Origin of the sequence: Citrobacter sp. S-77 (assembly GCF_963864895.1) — a bacterium.
GTDB lineage: Bacteria > Pseudomonadota > Gammaproteobacteria > Enterobacterales > Enterobacteriaceae > Citrobacter > Citrobacter murliniae.
The window spans coordinates 65144-83500 of the sequence record NZ_CAWLWU010000002.1; the positions used below are offsets into that span (position 1 = coordinate 65144).

At 52.2% G+C, this 18357-nt stretch carries 14 protein-coding genes; 9 read left to right on the forward strand and 5 right to left on the reverse strand.

Annotation, left to right across the window (positions count from 1 at the left end):
* Nucleotides 1-88: 88 nt before the first annotated feature.
* On the reverse strand, nucleotides 89-1669 hold the full coding sequence (gene rtcR, locus AACS05_RS01055; RefSeq protein WP_045438463.1) for an RNA repair transcriptional activator RtcR: 1581 nt from the start codon (nucleotides 1667-1669) through the stop codon (nucleotides 89-91).
* Nucleotides 1670-2120: 451 nt separating this feature from the next.
* Between rtcR and AACS05_RS01060 the strand changes: the two genes are divergently transcribed.
* The gene (locus AACS05_RS01060; RefSeq protein WP_045438464.1) at nucleotides 2121-3257 is read left to right on the forward strand and encodes a slipin family protein; all 1137 of its coding nucleotides are present in this window, start codon (nucleotides 2121-2123) and stop codon (nucleotides 3255-3257) included.
* Between the two features lie 105 nt (nucleotides 3258-3362).
* On the opposite strand, the gene lysC is transcribed toward AACS05_RS01060, so the two are convergent.
* Entirely contained in the window at nucleotides 3363-4712 is a 1350-nt protein-coding gene (gene lysC / locus AACS05_RS01065; RefSeq protein WP_045438466.1) for a lysine-sensitive aspartokinase 3, read from the reverse strand.
* A 310-nt stretch (nucleotides 4713-5022) separates the two neighbouring features.
* Here lysC and pgi point away from each other — a divergent pair, with 310 nt between their 5' ends.
* The 6 genes from pgi to psiE all read left to right on the forward strand — a co-directional run bounded on the left by pgi (nucleotide 5023) and on the right by psiE (nucleotide 11445).
* Nucleotides 5023-6669 carry a glucose-6-phosphate isomerase gene (pgi, locus tag AACS05_RS01070; protein ID WP_045438468.1) on the forward strand — a complete coding sequence of 549 codons (1647 nt, stop codon included), beginning with the start codon at nucleotides 5023-5025 and terminating at the stop codon, nucleotides 6667-6669.
* 373 nt (nucleotides 6670-7042) lie between these two features.
* Entirely contained in the window at nucleotides 7043-7285 is a 243-nt protein-coding gene (gene yjbE, locus AACS05_RS01075; RefSeq protein WP_045438470.1) for an exopolysaccharide production protein YjbE, read from the forward strand.
* Between the two features lie 122 nt (nucleotides 7286-7407).
* Nucleotides 7408-8046, forward strand: a complete 639-nt coding sequence (locus tag AACS05_RS01080) for a YjbF family lipoprotein (protein ID WP_045438473.1) — start codon at nucleotides 7408-7410, stop codon at nucleotides 8044-8046.
* Entirely contained in the window at nucleotides 8043-8780 is a 738-nt protein-coding gene (locus AACS05_RS01085; RefSeq protein ID WP_045438476.1) for a capsule biosynthesis GfcC family protein, read from the forward strand. The genes AACS05_RS01080 and AACS05_RS01085 overlap by 4 nt, the downstream gene beginning before the upstream one ends.
* Nucleotides 8780-10876 (forward strand): YjbH domain-containing protein, encoded by a 2097-nt coding sequence (locus AACS05_RS01090; protein WP_045449396.1) that lies wholly within the window; start codon nucleotides 8780-8782, stop codon nucleotides 10874-10876. Before AACS05_RS01085 ends, AACS05_RS01090 begins: the two co-directional genes overlap by 1 nt.
* A gap of 158 nt (nucleotides 10877-11034) precedes the next feature.
* On the forward strand, nucleotides 11035-11445 hold the full coding sequence (gene psiE, locus AACS05_RS01095; RefSeq protein WP_003031674.1) for a phosphate-starvation-inducible protein PsiE: 411 nt from the start codon (nucleotides 11035-11037) through the stop codon (nucleotides 11443-11445).
* A gap of 111 nt (nucleotides 11446-11556) precedes the next feature.
* Here the strand turns inward: psiE and malG are convergent, their stop codons facing one another.
* From malG to malE, 3 genes are all read right to left on the reverse strand, one after another.
* Nucleotides 11557-12447, reverse strand: coding sequence for a maltose ABC transporter permease MalG (gene malG, locus AACS05_RS01100; protein ID WP_045438481.1), 891 nt, complete (start codon nucleotides 12445-12447; stop codon nucleotides 11557-11559).
* Between the two features lie 14 nt (nucleotides 12448-12461).
* A complete protein-coding gene (malF, locus tag AACS05_RS01105) occupies nucleotides 12462-14006 on the reverse strand; it encodes a maltose ABC transporter permease MalF (RefSeq protein ID WP_045438484.1) in 1545 nt (514 codons plus the stop codon).
* Nucleotides 14007-14135: 129 nt separating this feature from the next.
* Nucleotides 14136-15326: a maltose/maltodextrin ABC transporter substrate-binding protein MalE gene (malE, locus tag AACS05_RS01110; protein ID WP_045438487.1), complete on the reverse strand. Its 1191-nt coding sequence runs from the start codon at nucleotides 15324-15326 to the stop codon at nucleotides 14136-14138.
* A gap of 360 nt (nucleotides 15327-15686) precedes the next feature.
* Between malE and malK the strand changes: the two genes are divergently transcribed.
* Both malK and AACS05_RS01120 read left to right on the forward strand, forming a co-directional pair.
* A complete protein-coding gene (gene malK / locus AACS05_RS01115; RefSeq protein ID WP_045438493.1) occupies nucleotides 15687-16796 on the forward strand; it encodes a maltose/maltodextrin ABC transporter ATP-binding protein MalK in 1110 nt (369 codons plus the stop codon).
* Nucleotides 16797-16972: 176 nt separating this feature from the next.
* The gene (locus tag AACS05_RS01120; RefSeq protein ID WP_045438497.1) at nucleotides 16973-18331 is read left to right on the forward strand and encodes a maltoporin; all 1359 of its coding nucleotides are present in this window, start codon (nucleotides 16973-16975) and stop codon (nucleotides 18329-18331) included.
* The last annotated feature ends 26 nt before the right edge of the window (nucleotides 18332-18357 follow it).

Consider the following 18357-nt stretch of genomic DNA (forward strand, 5'->3'; position numbering starts at 1 on the left):
GTGTTTGCTTGTTATAAACAGGCCGGGATCGAGCCCGACCATAGCTATTGTTTATCGCGTGCAGGAATTTTATTCAAACAAATTATGTTCATGTTCCGCTGCGGACACTCTCCCAGTTCAACCCAAAACGGGCCAGATATTTTCGCAGGCGGTCTGCATCGTTAGGATTGGTTTTCTTCTGGCGGGATACGGCAAACAGCTCGCGTCCAGCTTCGGACAATGATGCGCTGCGGCGGCAAACGTCGAGGACCGTTTCTAACTGACGCTTATCAAACAGGTCGATCTCCATATTGATTTCAGGCTGCGAGGTCGTTAGCTGCCAGCTCTCCTGTAACAGCACAATCTCTTCTTCGACAAGAGATAACGTGATGCGCCCCTGTTCGGCCAGTGTCGCCATTCGGGCAACGGATGAACTCAGTTCGCGAAAATTGCCGCGCCATTGCGCCTGTGATGAACAGGCAAACGCCAGATAACGTTCTCGTGCCTCTTTGTCGAAACGGATCTGCATCTGTTTCTTATCGGAAAAACGCTGTAGTTCATACTCTACATTCGGTGCGATATCTTCCCGTCGCTGTGCCAGACCCGGCAGGGCAAAGCGCCACATATTAATACGCGCATAGAGATCCTCGCGGAAACGTCCCTCGGCTACCCATTGCTGCATATCACGATGTGTCCCCGCAATCAGCTGGAAATCACTGTAAACCTCTTTATCCGAGCCAAACGGGAAAAAGGTTTTTTCTTCAATGGCTTTTAACAGCATGGCCTGCTCATCCAGCCCCAGTTCGGCTATTTCATCAAGAAACAACACGCCGCCATCGGCTTCCCGTAATAGCCCTGTACGTGGAGTGAGTGCGCCCGTAAATGCCCCTTTTACATGACCAAACAGCGTGGACATCGCGTTGTCGCCGCGCAGGGTGGCGCAGTTTACCGCCACCAGTTTGCCTGCCACCAGATGGCGCGACTGCCGTAACTGAAAAATACGTTTTGCCAGGAAGGATTTACCCGCGCCGGTAGGACCCGTGAGCAAAATTGGATCGGTAGATCGCAACGCAACGCGCTCAATGCGGTCAATCAGTTTGTTAAACGTAGCGTTGCGCGTATCTATCCCTGCTTTCAGAAAGGAGACGGACTGCTGTTGCTCGCGCAGGAAACGGCTGGTCAGCGTGGCATAACGGCTTAAATCCAGATCGATAACCGAGCAGACTCCGGCGGTGACAGCGTCTTCTGATGAGCCTTTGGGGGCTGGACTGGTTTGCAGCAGGCTGGCGGGCAGGTAGCGGGCTTCCGTCAGCAGGAACCAGCAGATCTGCGCCACATGTGTCCCGGTAGTGATGTGTACCAGATACTCTTCGTTTTCAGTATCAAAGGGGTAATGGGTCGCGAAGTCGAGAAATGCGGCATAGACCTCCTCAAAATCCCACGGATCGTTAATCGTCACTACATGTGCGCGCACCTCGGTGTGCGGGGAAAGTTGCGTAACGTCTTTGATTAGCCTTTGCGCCACGCTCTCATCGCGCGGCTGGTGGAGCAGTTCCAGTCTGTCGATGGGAAAATCAGTCTGCAGACAGAGGCCCACTGTGGGTCGCCATCTCTTAAAGCGGCTCGCCCGCTTGCCGCGATCGTCCAGCACCGTTCCAAGAACACCAATCACCACCCGACGTTTTTTCATGGTTTATCCAGATAGATAAGTTTAGATATTAAAAGATAAGAAATATCGATGAGCGCGGCAACCACCTGTATGAAGATTGAAAATTAAAATCATATAAATCAATAAAATAAAAAATAATCATGGCAATTTATCTTTCTGGCATGCTTCTGGCAATAACCCCTTCGTCAATAACGCTGAAAGCGCAGGGGGTTAAACCCCGCCGGCACGTCAGGAACGGCTGATGCTGTTTTCCGGGAGTGTTCCGTCAGTCGATGACTCAAAACGGGTTCGATTCCCAATTTCATCCTCCAAATGAAAACTGGTTGTTAATCATATAAATAAAAACGGGTTTCGCGCAGTAAGCGGACCCAAAACAGGCTGCCGGTAACGATGCCGTGTGGCAGGCAAAAGGGAATTCCCCTGTCGCTTCGCCTCTGCACCCGCGCCTGGTTCACTCATTAAGGAATAAAAAATGGCTAAGAAAATCACAATTAAAAAAGGTCAGTTAGGTCTTTTATCCCGTAAGGGGGATTACTATCAGGTGCTGGAAACAGGCGAACACCGTTTGCCGTGGCTTAACCCACCGGAAGTGCTGATCGTTAACATGGATGGTAGTGAAGTGCCCGAAGCGTTGGCGGAGTATCTGCGCCGCTTCCAGTCATCATGGGTTGATCAGTATTGCCTTGCGGCTGATTTAACCGATACCGAAGCGGCAGCGCTGTATGCCAACGGTATTCTGCAAGAAATTTTGCCGCCCTCGACACGCCGTTTGTACTGGCGGGCTGACGACGCGCTGCAGCTGGTACGCATGGATACGCGTCAGGTTCTGGTGCCAACAGAGGTTATGAATGCGGTGTTACAACCGCGACGCAATGGTGCGGTAAAGGGACGCGAAGCGATCTTAACGGTACAGATTCCGGCGTGGCACGTTGGTGTGCTGAAAATTGACGGTGAAACGCAGGCATTGTTATCGCCAGGTCTGACCGCGTACTGGAAAGTGAATCATCTGGTTGAAGCCGAAGTGGTTGATACCCGCTTGCAGGTACTGGAAGTTGGCGGGCAGGAGATCCTGACCAAAGATAAGGTCAACCTGCGTCTGAATATGGCCGCTAACTGGCGCTATAGCGACGTATTACAGGCTTTTGGTCAGCTCACCAAACCGGTGGATCATCTCTATCGCGAACTGCAGTTTGCACTGCGTGAAGCGGTGGGTACTCGAACGCTGGATGAACTGCTGGAAGATAAGCAGATTATCGACGAAATCGTGAGTACGCAGGTGAAGAGCCGTATGACGCCGTTTGGTATCGAGGTCGCTTCGTTGGGCGTAAAAGATATTGTGCTGCCGGGAGATATGAAGGCCATATTGTCCCAACTGGTTGAAGCTGAGAAATCGGCGCAGGCTAACGTGATTCGTCGTCGGGAAGAGACTGCTGCGACGCGTTCGCTGTTGAATACGGCGAAAGTTATGGAAAACAACCCGGTTGCATTGCGTTTAAAAGAGCTGGAAACCCTCGAAAGAGTGGCTGAGCGTATCGATAAAATCTCGGTATTCGGTGGACTGGACCAGGTTCTGCACGGTCTGGTGAATATAAAAGGACAGGAACTATAAACGTTAACGGAGTGTACGGCCCGATGATGTTTACACCTGTCGGGCCGTGCACCCATACCGTAAGCCGGATAAGACGATTCACCGCCATCCGGTCTACGGACGTTGTCACTCAAACAGATTATGGTGCAGCTTCTGCACAACCTGCTCAGCTTCAGTACCGGGAACGAGGAAGCACAGGTTATGGCTGGATGCACCATAGCAAATCATGCGAATGTTGAACGGCTCCAGCACGCCAAACACCTCTTTACCCACGCCACAGGCTTTAGACAGGTCGTTACCAATCAGCGCCACCAGCGCGAGACCTTCTTCTACTTCTACCCGGCACAGTGCAGACAGTTCCATGAGCAGAGTCTGTGTCAGCAACGTATCTCCGGTGGAAGTGGAACCTGTGGTGTCCAGGGTTAGCGCCACGCTGACTTCTGAGGTGGTAATCAAATCCACCGAGATATTATGACGTGCCAGAATGCCGAACACTTCCGCTAAAAATCCACGAGAGTGCAGCATATTCAGGCTATGCAGCGTGAGCAGCGTTTGCTTACGACGCAGCGCCAGTGCGCGAAATAGCGGTGGATTCTGGGTTTTATTACACACCAGCGTGCCGCCCGCTTTTGGATCTTTGCTGGAGCCAACAAACACCGGAATATCGCTACGTACGGCGGGTAACAGGGTCGCCGGATGCAACACTTTCGCGCCGAAGGTTGCCATCTCAGCAGCCTCTTCAAAGGCGATTTCATCAATACGTTTAGCGGCTGGAACTACGCGTGGATCGGTTGTGTAGATGCCGGGAACATCGGTCCAGATATCAACGCGCGTTGCGTGCAACGCTTCTGCCAGCAAGGCTGCCGTATAGTCGCTGCCGCCACGTCCCAGCGTGGTGGTGCGGCCTTTGCTTTCGCTACCGATAAAACCCTGGGTAATAACCAGACCTTCATCCAGACGCGGGGCCAGCTGTAGCGTCGCCAGTTCAGCCAGCGCCGAAACATCCGGCTCTGCGCGGCCAAAACGATCGTTGGTTCGCATCACTTTGCGCACATCAAACCACTGCGCCTGCACGTTACGCTCACGCAGGATCTCGACAAACAGCAGGGTAGACATCAGTTCACCGTGGCTGACCAGTTCGTCAGTCAGTGCGGTTGAGGTGGCCAGTGAAGCGGCTTCTGCCAGCGTGGTGATGTTTTCCAGCAGGCGTTCTATCTCTTCGCGGATCACGTTCGGATAGCGCAGGCGTTCCAGGATATCGAGCTGAATTTGACGAATGGAATCGAGCTTCTCGAAGCGTTCGGTTGGCTCCAGTCCTTCTGCCAGTGCGACCAGCAGATTGGTAATGCCCGCCGAAGCGGAAAGTACCACTAAACGGACGTTAGCATCGGAAAGTACCACATCCGCGCTGCGATTCATGGCGTCAAAATCCGCCACGCTGGTACCGCCAAACTTGGAGACAACTAGATTTGTCATAACGACCTCGTGTCAGGGAATGAAAAAAGCGACCATGGCACAAAGGCAGAACGGAAACCGGTGCAGGCGCAAATGCAAATACCGTATTTATAAATAAAATGTGTAGCCTGTACTGTCAACGCTGGGATTATGCGGATTTTTCATGCTGCGTTAGCGATGAGTAACAGCGCTTATAACAGCTATACTTTTGCTGCTTTTCATCCTCGATTCATACAGGCCAGTGCAATGGCATTAAAACAATCACACTTTTCTGTGACTGGCGTTACAATCGATCTCAGTCACAATTCTCAAAATCAGAAGAGTATTGCTAATGAAAAACATCAATCCAACGCAGACCTCAGCCTGGCAGGCACTACAAAAACACTTTGAAGAGATGAAAGACGTTACAATCGCGGACCTGTTCGCGAAAGATAGCGATCGCTTCACTAAATTTTCCGCGACGTTTGACGATCTGATGCTGGTGGATTTCTCCAAAAACCGCATCACTGAAGAGACGTTGGCCAAACTGCAGGATCTGGCGAAAGAGACCGATCTCGCAGGTGCTATCAAATCCATGTTCTCCGGTGAAAAGATCAACCGCACCGAGGACCGTGCGGTGCTGCACGTAGCGCTGCGCAACCGTAGCAATACGCCAATCATTGTTGACGGCAAAGATGTGATGCCGGAAGTGAACGCGGTGCTGGAGAAGATGAAATCCTTCTCTGAAGCGATTATCTCCGGCAGTTGGAAAGGCTACACTGGTAAGGCAATCACTGATGTGGTGAACATTGGTATCGGCGGCTCTGACCTTGGCCCGTTCATGGTGACCGAAGCGCTGCGTCCGTACAAAAATCACCTGAATATGCACTTTGTGTCTAACGTTGACGGCACGCATATTGCCGAAGTGCTGAAGAAAGTGAACCCGGAAACCACGCTGTTCCTGGTCGCGTCTAAAACCTTCACTACTCAGGAAACCATGACCAACGCCCACAGCGCGCGCGACTGGTTCCTGGCGACTGCAGGCGACAACAAGCACGTTGCCAAACACTTCGCGGCACTGTCCACCAACGGCAAAGCGGTTGGCGAGTTCGGTATTGATACCGCCAACATGTTCGAGTTCTGGGACTGGGTCGGTGGACGCTATTCCCTGTGGTCAGCAATCGGCCTGTCTATCATCCTGTCCGTGGGCTACGACAATTTCGTTGAGCTGCTGTCCGGTGCACACGCAATGGATAAGCATTTCTCCACCACGCCTGCAGAGAAAAACCTGCCGGTGCTGTTGGCGCTGATCGGTATCTGGTACAACAATTTCTTTGGTGCTGAAACCGAAGCGATCCTGCCGTATGACCAGTATATGCACCGTTTCGCGGCCTACTTCCAGCAGGGCAATATGGAATCCAACGGTAAATACGTTGACCGTAACGGCAACGCGGTGGATTACCAGACTGGCCCAATCATCTGGGGTGAGCCGGGCACTAACGGTCAGCACGCGTTCTATCAGTTGATTCATCAGGGCACCAAAATGGTTCCTTGTGACTTTATCGCTCCGGCGATTACCCACAACCCGCTGTCGGATCACCATCCGAAGCTGCTGTCCAACTTCTTCGCTCAGACTGAAGCGCTGGCGTTTGGTAAATCTCGCGAAGTGGTTGAGCAGGAATATCGTGACCAGGGTAAAGATCCGGCTCAGCTCGAGCACGTTGTGCCGTTTAAAGTGTTTGAAGGCAACCGTCCGACTAACTCCATTCTGCTGCGTGAAATTACCCCGTTCAGTCTGGGCGCGCTGATTGCACTGTATGAGCATAAAATCTTTACTCAGGGCGCAATCCTCAACATCTTCACCTTCGACCAGTGGGGCGTGGAGCTGGGCAAACAACTGGCAAACCGCATTCTGCCAGAGCTGAACGATGATAAAGAAATCAACAGCCACGACTGCTCGACTAACGGTTTGATTAACCGTTATAAGTCCTGGCGTTAATCTGCGTCTTCCTTTGAACCGCAGCAATAATGAAATTAAAAAGCCGATATTATTATCGGCTTTTTTTATAAGATAATTCCCTTTCTCTTGAACCTTATGTGAAAATTTAATTGAGCTTAATCCTAAAATAATTTTATTACTTTAATGTTTGCTCGATGATTTTCAGAGTTTACGGATATTGTATTTTTATATAATTATTTTAACTAACTGATTTATATTTGTTTATATATTAAAAGTTATTATTAGTGCGTTCTTTTTTCTAATTATCCTAAATTCCCGCGTGCCGTAATTCGCATACTTCGGTTGTGTATACTCGATCTCGCCCGAAATTCTTTTGGGTAAATCTCCATTCATACAATGAAGGGAATTTGTGATGAAAAAAGTTCTGTATGGCCTTTTGGCTATATCTGCGCTTGCGGCGACTTCTGTCCATGCCGCCCCCGTCCAGGTGGGGGAGGCTGCAGGGTCAGCTGCCGCGTCGGTTTCGGCAGGAAGTTCCTCCGCAACCAGCGTGAGCACCGTAAGTTCTGCGGTGGGGGTCGCCCTGGCGGCAACCGGTGGTGGAGATGGCTCTAATACCGGAACCACAACCACCACGACCACCAGTACCCAGTAATCGCGGTACGTTTAACCATAACCACACTTCGGTGTGGTTATTTTGGATTGCCGTAAGCCTGCGGGACTTATCGGCCTGCCGGGTAAGCATAGCGCCACCCGGCAATAATGCGGAGAAGCGTCGTGAAGCGACCAGCGCTCATATTGGTTTGCCTGTTACTGCAGGCGTGTTCTGCCTCAACTGAGGGGCTGGGACATTCGCTGTGGAATAGCGTGTTCGGTACACCTGGCGTACAGATGACGGACGATGATATCCAAAACATACCCTATGCCAGCCAGTATATGCAGCTCAATGACGGCCCTCAGCTGTTTGTGGTGCTCGCTTTCGCAGAAAACGACCAGCAGAAATGGGTGACGCAGGATCAGGCCGTTCTCGTGACACAGCACGGACGTCTGGTGAAAACATGGCTCGGCGGAGACAACCTGATCGAGGTGAATAATCTGGCGGCAGACCCGCTTATCAAGCCAAACCAGATCGTCGACGGTGTCACCTGGAGCCGTACGATGGGCTGGACCGAGCATAAGCAGGTGCGCTACGCCACCGCCCGCTCGGTCTTCAAATGGGATGGCACTGACAGTATCAGGGTTGCCAGCGATGAAACCTCGGTTCGCGTGCTGGATGAAGAGGTGACGACCGATCAGGCCCGTTGGCATAACCGCTACTGGATCGATAGCGACGGGCTGATTCGTCAGTCGAAACAGTACCTGGGCGCAAATTACTTCCCGGTGAAAACCACGCTGATTAAGGCGGCAAAATCATGATGAAACGGACTATTACAGCGCTCCTCGTCAGCCTGAGCGTGTCATCTGTTTTTGCAGCAGGCACTGTCAAAGTGATGACGACAGGCAACACGGAGGCGAAAACGCTGGCCGATGTGGAGCACCTGATCGATCTGGTGGGACAACCGAAACTGGCAAATAGCTGGTGGCCAGCGGCGATCATCAGTGAAGAACAGGCGACCATTACAGCGCAGCGCCAACAACAGGTGCTGTTAGGACGTTTAGCGGCGCTGAGTTCAGAGGAAAGTGGTGACGCCGCTGCCGCCATCAACACGTTACATCAGCAAGTGCAGGTGCTGAAGGTTACCGGCAGACAGCGGATTAATCTCGATCCGGACGTTGTGCGGGTAAGTGACGGCGGTAACCCGCCATTACAGGGCAACTACACGCTTTGGGTCGGGCCAGAGCCAACAGAAATTACGTTGTTTGGGCTGGTAAGTCGCCCGGGGAAGCAACCGTTTGTGGCCGGGCGTGATGTTGCCAGCTATCTCGATGGGCAAAGTTTGCTCAGTGGTGCCGATCGCAGTTATGCGTGGGTGGTCTATCCCGACGGACGTACACAGAAAGCGCCAGTCGCTTACTGGAACAAACGCCACGTAGAGCTGATGCCCGGCAGCACCGTTTTTGTCGGACTCGCCGATGCCGTCTGGAGTACAGCCCCGGATGAAATCAATGCCGACATCCTTCGCACTCTGACCCAGCGGATACCCGAATGATGAGAAAAACTTATCTGCTCAGCTTATTGGCGCTGGGTGTAAGCGTGGCGTGCCACGGTGAAACTTTCCCGGCGCCTGCTGGCCCTTCTCAGTCAGACTTTGGCGGCGTGGGGCTGCTGCAAACCCCGACCGCACGGATGGCGCGTGAAGGGGAAATGAGCCTCAACTATCGTGATAACGATCAGTACCGCTACTACTCCGCGTCTGTGCAGCTTTTTCCCTGGCTGGAAACCACACTGCGCTACACCGATGTGCGTACTAAAAAATACAGCAGTGTTGAGTCGTTTTCTGGCGATCAAACATACAAGGATAAGGCTTTCGACCTCAAATTACGGCTGTGGGAAGAGAGTTACTGGATGCCGCAGGTGGCGGTTGGTGCGCGGGATATCGGCGGGACTGGCCTGTTTGATGCGGAATACATTGTGGCGAATAAAGCCTGGGGTCCTTTTGATTTCTCGCTCGGCCTTGGCTGGGGATATCTGGGAACCAGCGGCAATGTGAGTAATCCGCTGTGTTCGTACAGCGATAAATTCTGTTATCGCGATAACAGCTATAAACAGGCCGGATCTATCGATGGTAGCCAGATGTTCCACGGTCCGGCATCGTTGTTTGGCGGCGTGGAATACCAGACACCCTGGCAGCCATTGCGTCTGAAACTGGAGTATGAAGGGAACAATTACCAGCAGGATTTTGCGGGTAAGCTGGAGCAGAAGAGTAAGTTTAACGTCGGCGCCATTTACCGCGTCACCGATTGGGCCGACGTTAACCTCAGCTACGAACGCGGCAATACCTTTATGTTTGGGGTCACGTTGCGTACCAACTTCAACGATCTGCGGCCCAGCTATAACGACAATGCCCGACCGAAATATCAGCCGCAGCCGCAGGATGCCATCCTGCAACATTCGGTAGTGGCGAATCAGTTAACGTTGCTGAAATACAACGCCGGGCTGGCGGATCCGAAGATTCAGGTGAAGGGCGAGACACTTTACGTCACCGGCGAACAGGTGAAGTACCGTGACTCTCGTGAAGGGATCGAACGAGCGAATCGGATCGTGATGAACGATCTTCCGGAAGGGATCCGCACGATCCGCGTAACAGAAAATCGCTTGAATTTACCGCAGGTGACGACCGAAACGGATGTATCAAGCCTGAAGAACCATCTGCAAGGGGAACCGTTGGGACATGAAACTTCGCTGGTGCAAAACCGCGTCGAACCCGTTGTTCCACAAACTGTCGAGCAGGGCTGGTATATCGATAAGTCACGCTTCGATTTTCATATCGATCCGGTGCTTAATCAGTCGGTTGGCGGCCCGGAAAACTTCTATATGTATCAGTTGGGTGTTATGGGAACGGCGGATCTGTGGGTCACGGATCACCTGCTCACTACCGGCAGTCTGTTTGCCAATCTTGCCAATAACTACGACAAGTTTAATTACACTAATCCGCCGCAGGATTCGCATTTGCCGCGGGTTCGTACCCACGTACGTGACTATGTGCAGAACGACGTGTATGTGAATAATCTCCAGGCTAACTACTTCCAGTCTCTTGGTCATGGGTTTTACGGACAGGTTTACGGCGGCTATCTGGAGACCATGTACGGCGGCGCGGGGGCTGAAGTGCTGTACCGCCCGCTGGATGGTAATTGGGCGTTTGGTATTGACGCCAACTACGTGAAACAACGTGACTGGCGCAGTGCGCAGGAGATGATGAAATTCACCGACTACAGCGTGAAGACCGGGCATCTGACGGCCTACTGGAATCCTTCGTTCGCCCAGGATGTGCTGGTGAAAGCCAGTGTCGGGCAGTATCTGGCTGGAGATAAAGGTGGGACGCTGGAGATTGCTAAACGCTTCGACAGCGGTGTCGTGGTGGGCGGCTATGCGACCATCACCGATGCATCACCAGATGAGTACGGGGAAGGGGATTTTACCAAAGGCGTGTATGTTTCTGTGCCGCTGGATCTCTTCTCCACCGGCCCAACCCGCAGTCGTGCGGCGATCGGCTGGACACCGTTGACGCGTGACGGAGGCCAGCAGCTTGGACGTAAGTTTGGTCTGTACGATATGACCAGCGACAGGAGTGAGAAATTTCGCTGATGTGAGCGTTGTTTGCCCGGTGGCGCTACGCGCATCGGGCAAGCAGCAGGCCAGATAAGGTGCTTACGATCCCTGAATAAAAAATAAACAAAAAATATAGATCTCTGTCACATTTTTGCGTTATACAGGAACTTCGCCACAGAGTAAGAGGTGCTGTTATGACGTCACTATCTCGTCCACGTGTTGAGTTTATCTCCACGATTTTACAGACCGTCCTGAATCTAGGACTGCTCAGTCTGGGCCTGATTCTGGTCGTATTTCTTGGGAAAGAGACGCTGCATCTGGCAGACGTTCTGTTCGCGCCGGAACAAACCAGCAAGTATGAGCTGGTGGAAGGGCTGGTGGTGTATTTTCTCTACTTTGAATTTATCGCACTGATTGTGAAGTACTTTCAGTCAGGTTTTCACTTTCCACTACGCTACTTTGTCTATATCGGGATCACTGCGATTGTGCGCCTGATCATTGTCGATCATAAAGCGCCAATGGATGTATTGATCTATTCTGCGGCGATCTTGTTGTTGGTGATTACGCTGTGGCTGTGTAATTCCAAGCGGCTGAAGCGAGAGTAAAAAAATGGCGCTCCGTAGAGCGCCGAAAAACAGTCACAGGTTGGGATAACATAAGTTGAGGGTTGCAGTGGCATTGCACTGCCCGTTGCCGGGCAAGTACTTCGATGAAACTTAGCCTTTCACACCACCCGCCGTCAGACCGTTGACCAGCCAGCGCTGTGCCAGCAGGAAAACCAGGGTGATCGGAATGGCGGAAAGAACGGCGGCGGCGGCAAAGTCGCCCCACAAATAGTTCTGTGGATTGAGGTACTGCTGCATACCTACCGCCAGGGTGTAGCTGTTCACATCACGCAGTAGCAGTGAAGCGACCGGAACTTCAGTAATTGCGGCGATAAACGACAGAATAAACACCACCGCCAGAATCGGTACCGAAAGTGGTAATAGCACCAGACGGAATGCCTGCCATGGTGTTGCGCCATCCAGCGCCGCCGCTTCTTCCAGCGAACCATCAATCGTTTCAAAGTAGCCTTTAATCGTCCATACATGCAGGGCGATACCGCCGAGGTAGGCGAAGATCACGCCACCGTGAGTGTTCAGACCGATAAACGGAATGTACTGTCCGAGGCGGTCAAACAAGGCATACAACGCCACCAGTGACAGAACCGCCGGGAACATCTGGAAAATTAGCATCCCTTTCAGCAACGTGGCTTTACCCGGAAAGCGCATACGGGCAAAGGCGTAGGCGCAGGTAGTGGAGAGTGCCACGATGCCGATGGCGGTAATTCCGGCGATTTTCACTGAGTTCCACAGCCACAACAGAACCGGGAAGGGAGGCGGTGTGACACGGCCGTCAGCATGTTCAACGCTGAAACCCAATGCCAGCCTCCAGTGTTCCCAGGATATATTTTCCGGGATCAGGCTCCCGGTAGCAAAGTTACCTTCGCGCAATGAAATCGCGATAACCATCAGCAGCGGGAACATAATTGCCGCGATGAAAATCAGCAAGCCTAAGTGCGTCGCGAAGAGGCGCATTTTTTGAGATTTGGGTTGGACCATAGCCATGTTCAATGCCCTCCTTAGTCAAACTTCATTCGTGTGGCTTTCAGGTTCACTATCGCCAGTACACCTACCAGCAGGAAAATCAGCGTCGCAATCGCTGCTGCCAGACCGAAGTCCTGACCGCCGCCGCCTTCAAAGGCGATACGATAGGTGTAACTTACGAGCAGGTCGGTATAGCCTGCTGGCGTGGTGGTACCAAGACGGTCCGGGCCACCGTTAGTCAACAGTTGGATCAGCACGAAGTTGTTAAAGTTAAAGGCAAAACTGGCGATCATCAGCGGCGTCAGCGGCTTAATCAGCAGCGGCAGCGTAATCTTAAAGAAGTTCTGGAACGGGCCCGCGCCATCCATCGCAGAAGCCTCATACAGATCGTCAGGAATCGCCTTCAGCAGACCCATGCACAGGATCATCATGTACGGATAGCCCAGCCAGGTGTTGACGATAATAATCATCGAACGCGCGGTGGTTGGGTCACTGAACCAGGCCGGTTTGATGCCAAACAGTGCGCTTAGCATCATGTTGATTTCACCGAAGCTCTGGTTGAACAGCCCTTTGAAAATCAGAATCGAGATAAACGACGGTACGGCATAAGGCAGAATCAACAGTACGCGGTAAATCGCTTTACCTTTTAGTGATTCCCATTGCACCAGGCAAGCCAGAACCATACCCACGGCAACGGTCAGGATCACGGTCAGGACCGAGAAAACGACTGTCCAGACAAAGATAGCGAAGAACGGTTTCTGGATCCCTTCATCGGTAAATACGCGGGTGAAGTTCTCCCAGCCGATGGTGACGGTATAGCCGGGACTGAGTTTTTCAGTGCCCCAGTTCCCGTCAGCCGTGACCGACTGGTAATAACCGATATCGTTGTTTGCACGGTATTTTACGCCGCTCTGGTTGTTGGTGAGCGTCCCGTCATCCGCCAGGGAGTAGAGTGGCTGCGTGCCAGAGAACTGACGCAGTGAGCTCATAATCACTTTGCTTTCATCAGGCAGTATAGCCGTCAGTTGAGTCAGCGCCTGGCGATTTTGCGTGATGATGCGCAGCGTCGCGCGTTCACCTGTTGGCAGCGTATCGGTTTCTTTCAGTTGCAGTTTTTGCTCGCCGCCAAATTTAAAGGCATCGGAGACATAGTTCTTACCCGTCTCTCCATCGGTGAGGGCCAGTTGCCACTCCGTGCCCGCTGGATACAGACCAAAGTTGTAGGTTTTACCCGCCTGATAAGAACGGTCCATCAGGACTTGCTGGGCGCGTTCAAAGGTCAGTTGGTTGGTACTGCTGTAGTTGGTAAAGGCAATGGCAATGGTGCAAATGAGCGGAAACAGAACAAACAGCCCCATGCCAGCAACACCAGGATAAACATAGCGCCAGGCATAAGTTTTACGGTTAGCAAAAATATACAGACCAGCAGAGCTTAAAATCAGCGTCATGATGGCAAAAAGGTACTCCCCCTGGGCGTACATCAAAACAACAAGGTAACCCACCAGCAGACCAAGCAGACCTATCACTGACCATTTCAGCGTGTCGCTTTGCCACCAGTATTTCTTTTTAATGACATCCATGGGGATCTTCCTCAACAACGGTGAAACTTCCTCGCCGGAGATGTGCCGGATAGCGGCATAAATGCCTTATCAGGCCTACAATCCTCCGTAGGCCTGATAAGCGAAGCGCCATCAGGTACATCGACAGCACTACTTGGTGATACGACCTTGCGCGTCTTTCAGTGCTGCATCGACAGTCTGACGGCCACTAGCGGCGTTGATTACAGCGGTACGAACGGCATACCAGAATGCAGACATCTGCGGAATGTTCGGCATGATTTCGCCTTTCTGGGCGTTATCCATGGTGGCAGCAATACGCGGATCTTTCGCTAATTGTTCCTGGAAGGATTTCAGCGCAACGGCGCCCAGCGGTTTGTCCTTGTTCACTTCATCCAGACCCTGATCGGTCAGCAGGTAGTTTTCGAGGAACTCTTTTGCCAGTTCTTTGTTCGGACTGGCGGCGTTAATACCGGCACTGAGTACACCAACAAACGGTTTAGAGGCTTTGCCTTTGAAGGTTGGCAGCAGCGTTACGCCGTAGTTAATTTTGCTCTTGTCGATGTTCGACCATGCCCACGGACCGTTAATCGTCATTGCCGTTTCACCTTTGTTAAAGGCCGCTTCGGCGATGGAGTAGTCGGTATCCGCGTTCATGTGTTTGTTCTTGATGAGGTCAACCAGGAAGGTCAGACCCGCTTTCGCGCCAGCGCTGTCTACGCCAACGTCTTTGACGTCGTATTTGCCGTTTTCAAATTTGAATGCGTAACCGCCGTCGGCAGCAATCAGCGGCCAGGTGAAGTACGGCTCTTGCAGGTTGAACATCAGGGCGGATTTACCTTTCGCCTTCAGCTCTTTATCCAGCGCAGGGATCTCTTCCCAGGTTTTCGGCGCTTGAGGAACGAGGTCTTTGTTGTAAATCAGAGACAGCGCTTCAACGGCGATTGGGTAGGCGATCAGTTTGCCGTTATAACGCACTGCATCCCAGGTGAACGGATAGAGCTTGTCCTGGAACGCTTTGTCTGGGGTGATCTCAGCCAGCAGACCAGATTGTGCGTAGCCACCAAAGCGGTCATGCGCCCAGAAGATAATGTCCGGGCCGTCGCCGGTCGCTGCAACCTGCGGGAATTTTTCTTCCAGTTTGTCCGGATGCTCAATAGTGACTTTGATGCCGGTGTCTTTCTCGAATTTTTTACCCACTTCAGCGAGGCCGTTATAGCCTTTATCGCCGTTGATCCAGATAACCAGCTTACCTTCTTCAATCTTGGCGAGAGCCGAGGCGGAAAACATCATCGTCGTCAGTGCGGACAATGCGAGGATGCGTGCGCCAGTTTTGATTTTCATAGTTCCCATCCTGTTTGGTGATTTTTCAGAGGTGGCTTAACGGTTACTAGTTTCTTTATACGACAACCTCTTTCCATCCTCCTTACCCCTACGCCCCACCCATTCTTTATGTGATCTGTGTTGCATAAATGTGAGTAATGCGTGCTGGCGCACATAAAAACCCACTGATTTTTGCAGGCGCCATCACGAAATTCCTCCACGGAGTACAGCCAGGGTCTCAGACACTGCTCTCTCATCCTCCCGCCTCCTCCCCCATAAAAAAGCTGGGGGGTGGAGGATTCCCACCATTAATGAATAACGCATAGTCAGCCCATCATGAATGTTGCTGTCGATGACAGGTTGTAACGAAGGGAGAAGGGCATGGCGAGCGTACAGTTGCGAAATGTAACGAAAGCCTGGGGTGACGTGGTGGTATCGAAAGATATCAATCTCGACATTCACGAAGGGGAGTTCGTGGTGTTTGTCGGACCGTCAGGCTGCGGTAAGTCGACTTTGCTGCGTATGATCGCCGGGCTTGAGACTATCACCAGTGGAGATCTGTATATCGGGGAAACCCGAATGAACGATATCCCGCCCGCCGAACGCGGTGTGGGAATGGTCTTCCAGTCCTATGCGCTCTATCCCCATTTATCCGTCGCAGAAAACATGTCGTTTGGTCTCAAGCTGGCGGGTGCCAAAAAAGAGGTAATGAATCAGCGCGTTAATCAGGTGGCTGAAGTTCTGCAACTGGCACACCTGCTGGAGCGTAAACCAAAAGCGCTTTCTGGTGGACAGCGTCAGCGTGTGGCGATTGGTCGTACGCTGGTGGCAGAGCCGCGCGTATTCCTGCTTGACGAACCGCTTTCCAACCTTGATGCCGCGCTGCGCGTGCAGATGCGTATAGAAATCTCCCGCCTGCATAAACGTCTTGGCCGCACGATGATTTACGTCACCCACGACCAGGTCGAAGCGATGACCCTGGCAGACAAAATTGTGGTGCTGGATGCTGGTCGCGTTGCTCAGGTGGGCAAACCACTGGAGCTGTATCACTACCCGGCTGACCGCTTTGTCGCGGGCTTTATTGGTTCGCCGAAGATGAACTTTCTGCCGGTGAAAGTCACGGGGACGGCAATCGATCAGGTCCAGGTAGAGTTGCCTAACCGCCAGCAAATCTGGCTACCGGTCGATAGCGCACACGTTCAGGTTGGCGCCAACATGTCTTTAGGTATTCGCCCGGAACATCTGCTGCCCAGCGAAATTGCTGATGTCACTCTCGAGGGTGAAGTACAGGTCGTCGAGCAGCTTGGTCACGAAACACAAATTCATATCCAGATCCCCGCCATCCGTCAAAACCTGGTTTACCGCCAGAACGACGTGGTGTTGGTAGAAGAGGGTGCCACATTCGCTATCGGTCTGCCGCCAGAGCGTTGCCATCTGTTCCGTGAGGATGGCACTGCATGTCGTCGGTTGCACCAAGAGCCGGGCGTTTAAGGTCCCCATAAAAAAAACGAAACGCAAAGCCATTCGAGGCTGCATCGAGGCTGCAAGTGAATGAATCCCGGGAGCGTACAAAAAGTACGTGACCGGGGTGAAAGAACGCAGCCAACAAAGAGGCAGCCCGAAGGGGACGCGTTTAAAGAAAAGCAATGATCTCAGGAGATAGAACGATGATTACTCTGCGCAAACTCCCTCTGGCGGTTGCTGTAGCAGCAGGCATTATGTCTGTTCAGGCAATGGCTGTAGATTTTCATGGTTATGCTCGTTCCGGTATCGGCTGGACGGGTAGTGGCGGCGAACAACAATGTTTCCAGGCTACTGGTGCTCAAAGTAAATACCGTCTCGGTAACGAATGTGAAACCTATGCAGAACTGAAACTGGGCCAGGAAGTATGGAAAGAAGGTGATAAGAGCTTCTATTTCGACACTAACGTCGCCTACTCCGTAGCACAGCAGAATGACTGGGAAGGAACAGATCCGGCATTCCGTGAAGCAAACGTGCAGGGTAAAAACCTGATTGAATGGCTGCCAGGTTCTACGATCTGGGCCGGTAAGCGCTTCTATCAGCGTCATGATGTTCACATGATCGACTTCTACTACTGGGATATCTCGGGTCCTGGTGCCGGTATTGAAAACATCGATCTGGGCTTCGGTAAACTGGCTCTGGCAGCAACCCGTTCTCAGGAAGCGGGCGGCTCTTACGCGTTCAGCAGCCAGAATATTTATGATCGTACCAAAGATACCGCCAACGACGTGTTCGACGTGCGTTTAGCGCAGATGGCCATTAACCCGGACGGTATGCTGGAACTGGGCGTTGACTATGGTCGCGCAAATACAACAGATGACTACAGCCTGGCAGACGGTGCATCAAAAGATGGCTGGATGTTCACCGCTGAACATACCCAGAGCATGTTGAAAGGCTATAACAAGTTTGTCGTTCAGTATGCGACAGACTCCATGACCACTCAGGGTAAAGGCCTGAACCAGGGCTCTTACGGTTCTTCTACCACTACTATTGAAGACCCTGTTACTGGCGTTAAGACAAACTTCGCTAACAACGTCGTCAATAACAACGGTAGCCTGGTGCGTGTCCTGGATCACGGTGCGATTTCCCTGGGCGACAAGTGGGACCTGATGTACGTCGGTATGTACCAGAATCTCGATATGGATAACGACCTGGGTACCGAATGGTACACCGTCGGTATTCGTCCGATGTACAAATGGACGCCAATCATGAGCACCCTGATGGAAGTCGGTTACGACAACGTCAAATCCCAACAGACCGGCGATCGTAACAGCCAGTACAAAATCACCCTGGCGCAACAGTGGCAGGCAGGCGACAGCATCTGGTCTCGTCCGGCAATCCGCGTCTTCGCAACCTACGCAAAATGGGATGAAGAGTGGGGCTACGTCAAAAATGGTAACGACGTAACCAAATTCGCTGCGGCGACTAATTCCGGTATCAGCACCACCAGCCGTGGCGACAGTGACGAGTGGTCCTTCGGTGCCCAGATGGAAATCTGGTGGTAATCCAGCATTAATCTGACGTCATGACC